At 71.5% G+C, this 7,812-nt stretch carries 4 protein-coding genes; 1 reads left to right on the top strand and 3 read right to left on the bottom strand.

Annotated elements, in window-relative coordinates; genetic code table 11:
• Positions 1–159 precede the first annotated feature (159 nt).
• Together ABZ896_RS39020 and ABZ896_RS39015 are read right to left on the bottom strand one after the other, a co-directional pair.
• Complete coding sequence (locus tag ABZ896_RS39020) at positions 160–1,407, bottom strand: extracellular solute-binding protein (protein ID WP_360939769.1); 1,248 nt, start codon at positions 1,405–1,407, stop codon at positions 160–162.
• Positions 1,408–1,459: 52 nt separating this feature from the next.
• Complete coding sequence (locus tag ABZ896_RS39015; RefSeq protein WP_360939767.1) at positions 1,460–3,436, bottom strand: beta-L-arabinofuranosidase domain-containing protein; 1,977 nt, start codon at positions 3,434–3,436, stop codon at positions 1,460–1,462.
• A 228-nt stretch (positions 3,437–3,664) separates the two neighbouring features.
• On the opposite strand from ABZ896_RS39015, the gene ABZ896_RS39010 reads away from it, so the two are divergent.
• Positions 3,665–4,684, top strand: a complete 1,020-nt coding sequence (locus ABZ896_RS39010) for a LacI family DNA-binding transcriptional regulator (protein ID WP_360939765.1) — start codon at positions 3,665–3,667, stop codon at positions 4,682–4,684.
• Positions 4,685–4,781: 97 nt separating this feature from the next.
• Here ABZ896_RS39010 and ABZ896_RS39005 read toward each other — a convergent pair whose 3' ends face one another.
• Positions 4,782–7,736: a Tat pathway signal protein gene (locus ABZ896_RS39005; protein WP_360939763.1), complete on the bottom strand. Its 2,955-nt coding sequence runs from the start codon at positions 7,734–7,736 to the stop codon at positions 4,782–4,784.
• Between the last annotated feature and the right edge of the window lie 76 nt (positions 7,737–7,812).

Raw genomic sequence — 7,812 nt, 5'->3', positions numbered from 1 at the left:
GCCGGGCCGGCGGTGCCGGTCGCGCCGGGCCTGGCGGCCGGGGCCCGTCGGGGGCGGTGGCCGACGCGGGCGGTGGTCATGTGAACTCCTGGATGCGGGTGGTGGCCTGCCCGGGACGACTCGACGCCCCGGGCGGGACACTGTGGAGAGAGCCGAGCGTCAGCCCTTGCCGGCGGCCGTCTGGGCCGTGTCCAGCGCGTCCTGGGGGCTCTTGCCGCCGGACACCGCGGACTGGACGGCGGTCCACATCGGCTGGGAGATCGTCGGGTACTTGGTGCCCAGGCCGCCGCTGGTGCGGCCGCGCGCCGAGGCCACCGCGTCGACCCACGGCTTGAGCGCAGGGTCCGCCTTGACCTGCTCGGACTGCACGGCCGCGGTGGGCGCGACGTACGCCAGCGTGGTGTCCGTGGCCAGCAGGTTCGCGGAGTTGGTGAGACAGGTGACGATCTTCTTGCTCACGTCGTAGCGCGAAGTGTCCTTCTGTACCGGGACCGTGACGAACTCGCCGCCGGTCGGCACCGGCGCCGAACCGCCGTTCTGCGCCGGGATGCTGAGCACGCCGTAACCGAAGCCGGCCTTCTCCGCGTTGCCGAGCTGCCAGGTGCCGTTCTCGCCGAACGCGTACTCGCCGGTGGCGAACTCCTGCCAGCTGGTCGTCTGGGTGTTCTGGAGGACATCCTTGGGCGCGTAGCCCTCGTCGACCCAGTTCTTCCACAGCGTCAACGCGGCAACGCCCTTGGCCGAGTTGAGCTTGGTGAGGTCACCGCCCGCGCCCCAGAACCACGGCAGGAACTGGAAGCTGCCCTCCTCCGTGTTGATCGCGGAGAAGGTGATCCCCTTCTTCCCGGCCGCCTTGACCTTCTTCAGGGCCGCCGTCAGCGACGCCCAGTCCTTGATGGAGGCCGGATCGACCTTCGCCGCGGACAGCACGCTCTTGTTGTAGTAGAGGGCGAGCGTGTTGGCGCCGATCGGGACACCGTACGAGGCTCCGTCGATGGTGCCCGCCCCGATGATGTTCTTCTGGATCGACGCCGTGTCGAGCCCGAGGTCGCTCGTCTTGTTGAGGATGCCCGCCTCGACCAGCGTGGAGACCACCGGGTTGTCCACCAGCATCACGTCGGGCGCGTTGCCCTGCTGGGCCGCGAGCAGCGCCTTGTTGCCCAGGTCGGTGGTGTCGTACGGCGTCCGCTTGACCGTGACCCCGGCGTCCGTACCGCACTTGCTCACCAGCTTGCCCCACGCCGAGGAGGCGTCGAACTGCGGGTACGGGTCCCAGAAGGTGTACGTCCCGCCGGCGTCACCGGACCCGGAGGCGGAGGAGTCGGACCCACCCCCGCAGGCCGCGACGGAGGTGAGCGCGCCGAGGGCGGCTATGGCGGTGATCAGAGTACGGCGGGACTTTCTCACGATGACCTCGTTGTCTGATGCGGCTCGTAGGAAGCAGGGGAACGGTGGGTGATCAGGAGGTGGGCAGCCAGACGCGCATCGAGCCGTCCCGGCGGTTGGCCCACGCGTAGTAGGGGATCGCGGTCAGTTCGAGGGGCTCGCCGGGCACCGTCGCCCCGTCGCCCTCCGTGCTCCGGTACGGCCACCAGCCGGCGTCCGGGATGGGCCTGCGATGTCCGGCGGCCACCACCGTGGTGACCCCGCCCAGCAGGTCCGGGCGGTGCTTCACGGCGAGCGGACGGGTCGTGTCGATGACCACGTCGTCGAGACCGCCGCCCGGATGGTCGACCTGCTCCAGGCAGTACACGAGCGGTCCGCGCTCGATCGCCACACATCCGCGTACGGCGTCCACCCGCGGGTCGGCGGCGGTGAGCCGGGGCTCCATGACCAGGTCGAGGACGACCCGGTCACCGGGCGCCCAGGCGCGCTCGAGGCGCAGCCAGCCGTCGGCGAGGGGCGCGTCCGTGTGGTCGTACACCGTCCCGCCGATCCGGACCTGGAAGGCACGGCACCACTGCGGGATCCGCAGCGAGAGCGTCCAGGGGCGGTCGGCGGGGCTCTCCTCGACGGTCAGGGCGATCGTGCCCTGCCAGGGGTAGTCGGTCTCGACGGCCACCGCGACCGGGGCCCCGTCGAGGACACCGGCGTAGCGCCCGGTGACGTACTGGTGGATCTGCAGGCCGCCGGCGTCCGTGGAGGCGAGGTAGTGCTCCAGGGAGGCCAGCAGCCGCATGACGTTCGGCGGGCAGCAGGCGCACCTGAACCAGCGGGTGCGGCGCGCCGACTGGTCGCCGCCGGTGTCGGTGTGCCCGTCGCGCACCTGGAGCGGGTTGACGTACAGCCAGCGCTCCCCGTCCAGCGAGACACCGGCGAGGAAGCCGTTGAAGAGGGTGCGTTCGATCAGGTCGGAGTAGCGGGCCCCGCCGGTGAGCAGGGCCAGGCGCCAGCTCCACTGGATCGAGGCGATGGCGGCGCAAGTCTCGCAGTAGGCCCGCTCGTTGGGCAGCTCGTACGGGTCGCCGAAGTCCTCCTCGTCGTGGTGCGCGCCGAGCCCGCCGGTGAGGTGCGTCTTGGTCGCGGTCATCGCCGCCCACAACCGCTGCGCGGCGGCCCGCAGTTGCCTGTCGCCGGTCTCGGTCGCCAGGTCGGTGGCCGCGGCCAGCAGGTACAACTGGCGTACGGCGTGCCCCTCGACGTCCGTCGCCTCGCGCAGCGGCACCCGGTCCTGGCAGTACGCCTCGCCGCCCAGCAGACCGTGGCCGAACCGGTCGACGAAGTAGCCGGCCAGGTCCAGGTAGCGGCGCTCGCCGGTCTCCCGGTACAGCTCCACCAGAGCGGTCTCGATCTCGGGGTGGCCGTCGATGCCGTCGATCGGTTTGCCGCTGTCGGGCAGGCCGAAGACGGAGTCGACGTGGTCGGCGAACTTCCGCGCCACGTCGAGGAGTTCGGGGCGCCCGGTGGTCCGGTGGTGGGCCACCGCGGCCTGGATCAGATGGCCCGCGCAGTACAGCTCGTGGCCCCAGCGCAGGTCCTGGTACCGCTCGCCGCCCTTGAGGAGCTGGAACCAGGTGTTGAGGTAGCCGTCATCCTGCTGGGCGGCGGCGATGAGGGCGACGATCCGGTCGACGTCCGCGGCGAGCGCCTCGTCGTCCGCCTGGGCGAGCTGCCAGGAGGCGGCCTCCAGCCACTTGTAGACGTCCGAGTCCACGAACGGGTAGGCGCCCTTGAACTCGCCCTCGGCCGTGCCCGCCACCACCCGCAGGTTGTGCAGGTTGCCCGCCGACTCCAGCAGCCCGGGGCCCTGGGGGACGGAGGTGCGGGCGTTGACGCGGCGGCGGGTGTCCCAGAAACCGTCGCGCACCTCTACGGCGACGGGGGTCAGCGCGACCTCGGCGCCCGGGCCGGGACGGACCGGACCCGTGCGGCCGTGTCCCTGCCCGGGCGAGGCCGGGGTCGGGGACGAGGGCACGGTGGAACGGGGGCGGGGCATGGCTCTCCGGACGGCTAGGCGGGAAGCGGGTGGACGGACGCACCGGGGGTGCCCGGTATCTGCGACCCGATTGCGCAATCGTTTTTCTAGCCGGAAACGTAGGAACGCCACAGGGTGCAGTCAAGAGGTGTGGCACAAGTATTTACTGATGCATCAGCGAGGCTGGTCAGCCCGGGGGATTGGTGTCAGGATGAACGCCGTCGATGATGTCCAGGAAAAGGGTTGCGCGTGACCGCCGTTCCAGGTTCTCCCCCAACAGGGCGGGCGAAGCTCGCCGATGTCGCCAAGCTGGCCGGTGTGAGCGTCGGGACGGCGTCGAAGGCCCTGAACGGCAGCGGCCGGATGCGGCCGGAGACCAGGCAGCGGGTGCTGGAGGCCGTGGAGGCGCTCGACTTCCGGCCCAACCAGCACGCGCAGAGCCTGCACACCGGGCGCAGCTGGACCGTCGGGCTGATGACGACGGACGGCATCGGCCGGTTCAGCACCCCGGTGCTGCTCGGCGCCGAGGACGCGCTCGGCGCGGGGAAGATCTCGGTGCTGCTGTGCGACACCCGCGGTGACGCCATCCGCGAGCAGCACCATCTGGGCAACCTGATGGACCGGCGGGTCGACGGCATCATCGTGACCGGCCGCCGCACCGACCCGCGGCCGCCCCTGAAGGGCATCGAGCCGATTCCGACGGTCTACGCCCTCTCGCCGTCCACCGACCCGGACGACATCTCGGTCGTCTCCGACGACCGCAGTGGGGCGCAGTTGGCCGTCGAGCACCTCCTGGCCACCGGCCGCACCCGGATCGCGCACATCACCGGTCCGGCGCACCACGCGGCCGCCCGGGACCGCGCCCGCCACACGGTCGAACTCCTCGAACGGGAGGCGCTCCAACTCGCCACCGGGCGGGTCCACTTCGGCGAGTGGAGCGAGGCGTGGGGCCGGCGCGCCGCCGAGGCGGTGCTGCGTACGGCACCGGACACGGACGCCTTCTTCTGCGGCAACGACCAGATCGCCCGAGGCGTCGCCGACACCCTGCGCGAGAAGGGCCTGGACGTCCCCGGGCAGGTGGCGATCGTGGGCTACGACAACTGGGACATCATGGCGCTGGCCAGCCGCCCGCCCCTCACCACGATCGACACCGACCTCGGCGAGATCGGACGGCAGGCCGCGCTACGGCTGCTGGACGCCATCGGCGCCGAACCGGAGCGGGGCGTGCACACCGTGCCGTGCCGGCTGGTGGTACGCGAATCCACCTGACCGTTCCCGGCCGCGCGGGTGATGAGGGACGGTCGGTTCCCCGCGCGGGTCACGAGGGACGGTCGGTTCCCCGCGCCGGACTCCTCCCGCCGGACCGTCAGCGGCGGCGCAGTACCACCGTCGTCCCCGGCTTCACCCGTACCTCGGTGTTGCCGCTCACCCGGGCGCCGGTGACCAGGTCGACGGAGGCGCCGAAGCCCTGCGTGGTGAAGGTGTACGTGCGGTCCGAGGTCGTGTTCATGGCGATGAGGTACGGGCCGTACGCGCACCGGTAGAAGGAGGTGCGCCCGGCGTACGGGCTCTCGGTGCCCACCGGGATGTCCGGCACGTCGTCCGGCGCCTTGGCCAGCGGCAGCACCTGACCGGCGAACGCCTGGTGCACGGTGTCGCCGGGCGGCGGGAAGCCCCCGTCGGGGATGACCAGGTCGCCCACCGTGAACTCGAAGTTGACCCAGTCCGGTTCGGCGAAGGCGCGGCCGTCCGGGACGTACTTGACGTCCTGCCACACGGTCGCCGAGCGCTCGATACCGTCGGCGCCGATGAGATGCACGCGGGCGAGCCGGTTGACGCCCCAGCGGGCCCGCCAGTACAGCGAGGCGTACAGGATCTCGTCCCCGTGCCTGACGGCGACCAGGCCGTTCTCCTCGTCGGTGAGGACCAGGTCCGGCTGCCCCGGCGTCATGGGCAGCAGCGCCCCGCTGCCCTCGGCGCCGCTCACGTAGGCGTAATCGTCGGCGGTGGACAGCAGGTTGAGGTTGGTCCGCGCCGAGGACCCGAGGTCGTAGGTCCCCTGGAGCGCGGGGAAGACCTGCCCCTCGGCGATGGACTGCTTCGCGTACGCGGTGAGGTCGGGGTCCTTCAGCAGGGCCGCGAGTCGCAGCGGGTGGCCGTCCCACTTGGTGCCCTCGTCGTAGGCGACGGCCCCGGGGTACTCGGCGTCGCGCCAGCCGACGACGGCCTCGATACGCATCGTGCGGTAGCCGTCCGCGTCCAGCGCCGGGTGATGGAGGACCGCGCGGGCCTTGGCCATCTTGACCAGGTGCGCGTGCAGGACGGTGTCCTGGACCCCGCCGATGCCGATGACCGCGTCATGGAGCAGGGCGAGCCAGTCCTGCAACTCCCCGTAGTTCCCGGCGTATCCGAGCTCCTTGGAGATACCCGCCTTGGTGACCTGGTAATAGGAGCCGCCCAGAGGCTTCTTGGGCGTGCCGTCCTCGTTCTCCGGGCCGAGCCAGGGCTTGAGGCCCACCGACTGGTGGATGTAGTCGCGGGCCTTCGTCTCGCCCCACGCGCGGTCGGAGCCGAGCAACTCCAGTCCCCGGTCGGCGAGATAGAGGCCGATCGCGCAGATGATCGCCTGGTTGGTGTACTGCGGGAAGTGCTGCCGCCAGTACTCGCGGCTGTCCAGCAGCATCTTCGTCCACGCGGCCCGGCGGATGACCGGCTTCGTCGTCGCCGTCGCGGGCGGGGTGAGCGTCAGGTCGTCGAACCAGGCCGTGCCCGCGCCCGCCAGCCGCACCTGCACCTCGGCCCGGGTGGCGCCGGCCGGCGTGGCGAGGGAGGCGGTGACGTGCTCCCAGTCGTGGGTGCCCGCGGAGGCGTAGAACTTGTTGTCGCCGCCGACCAGCGTCCCGGAGGCGTTGAAGAAGAGGACGTCGAGATAGGCGCCGTTGGTGCCCACGCCGTCGGTCCTGACCCACACGTCGTAGGTGTACGTGCCCTGTTCGAGCGGGACGCGTGCGCCGGGAGCGAGGCCCACCGTGCCCGACACCGGGATCGTCACCTTGGCCGAGGCGGTGCCGTCACGGGCGACGGTGGTGTCACGGGTGACGGTGCCCTGTCCCGACCAGGTGACCGCGCGCCAGCCGGTGGGCAGCGAAGTGCCGAACTCGAAGCCGCCGTTGGCGATGGTCCCCGGCGAGCCGATGACCGGCTCGTCGAGCAACGGCGTGAGGGCGTCGGCGAGTTGGAGCAGCACCAGACCCGCCCGGCCCAGCCCCATCCACTGCTGACCGGAGTCCGTCATCACCTTGCTGTTCGCGAGGTAGTTCCAGTACACGGCGTCCAGGCTGCTGGTGATCTGCAGGGGCACGGCGCTGTTGCGGTAGGCGGCCGTCGACGGCATCCCGTAGGCCCGGGCCAGGAACTCCAGGTACCACAGGTCCGTCTGCGGCGCGGTCCGTGCGGCCTCGGCCGCGGCCTGGGCGATGACCCGCCGGTTGATCGTGTCCACCACCTCGCTGCCCGGGGAGGTGCGTGCCCGCAGGGCCGGAAGGGTGCCGGTCACGTCGTCCGCGGTGAGCCCGAAGTACGGCTCGTCGTGCGTGTAGAGCCGGTAAACACCCCTGCTGGGACCGGACTTGACCTTGTAGTAGTCGGCGGCCGACTGCGCGTATCCCGCGATCCGGCCCATGGAACGGACCTCCAGGGCTATGGAGGTCCGGCCCTCGGTGAGGTCGGCGGGCAGCGGCAGCGTGTGGAAGAAGAACCGTCCCGGTGTACGGGGATCGGCGGCCGGGATGTCGAGCGGGTCGACGGCGCCCAGGTGGTAGTGGCCGATCTGCTTGCCGTCGGCGAAGAGTTGGAGCCGGCCCAGCTCCTCCCCGGCGTCCGAGCCCCACAGCTTGATCGTGACGTAGGTGGTGCCCTTGGGGCGGCAGGCCATGGTCACGGCCAGGGCGCCGCCCCAGAAGTCCGCGGTGTCCTTGGGGTTGAGTACCCGTGCAGGCTGGTCGAGGCCGCCGGTGACCACGTCGGAGAACGTGGCGGTCAGCGCGTGCGCCGTCTCCGAGGCCGCGTCGCCGAACACGACGGTGTCGCGGGCGCCCGTCCGGTCGGCGGTCGCCGCCAGCGCGGCGGGCGCCTGCCACACCTGGCCGGAGACGAGGACGCCGGCGGTACCGGCGGCCAGTTTGAGGACGGACCTGCGCTCGACGAATCCGCGCTCGACGGATCCGCGCTCGACGGAGCTGCGCTCTGCGGCTCCGCCCTCCACGGAACTGCGTTCTGCCGATCGACGCGCGACGGCTCGGGGCGCGGTGGATTCCGACATGGACGGACTTCCTTTCGGGTGCGGCTCCTGCCGCCGCACGCCGGGACGGAGTCGTTCCCGAGGCGGCGTCGTACGG

Source organism: Streptomyces sp. NPDC047072 (assembly GCF_040643855.1).
Classification (GTDB): Bacteria; Actinomycetota; Actinomycetes; order Streptomycetales; family Streptomycetaceae; genus Streptomyces.
This window is presented reverse-complemented; position numbering and strand designations above follow the sequence as displayed.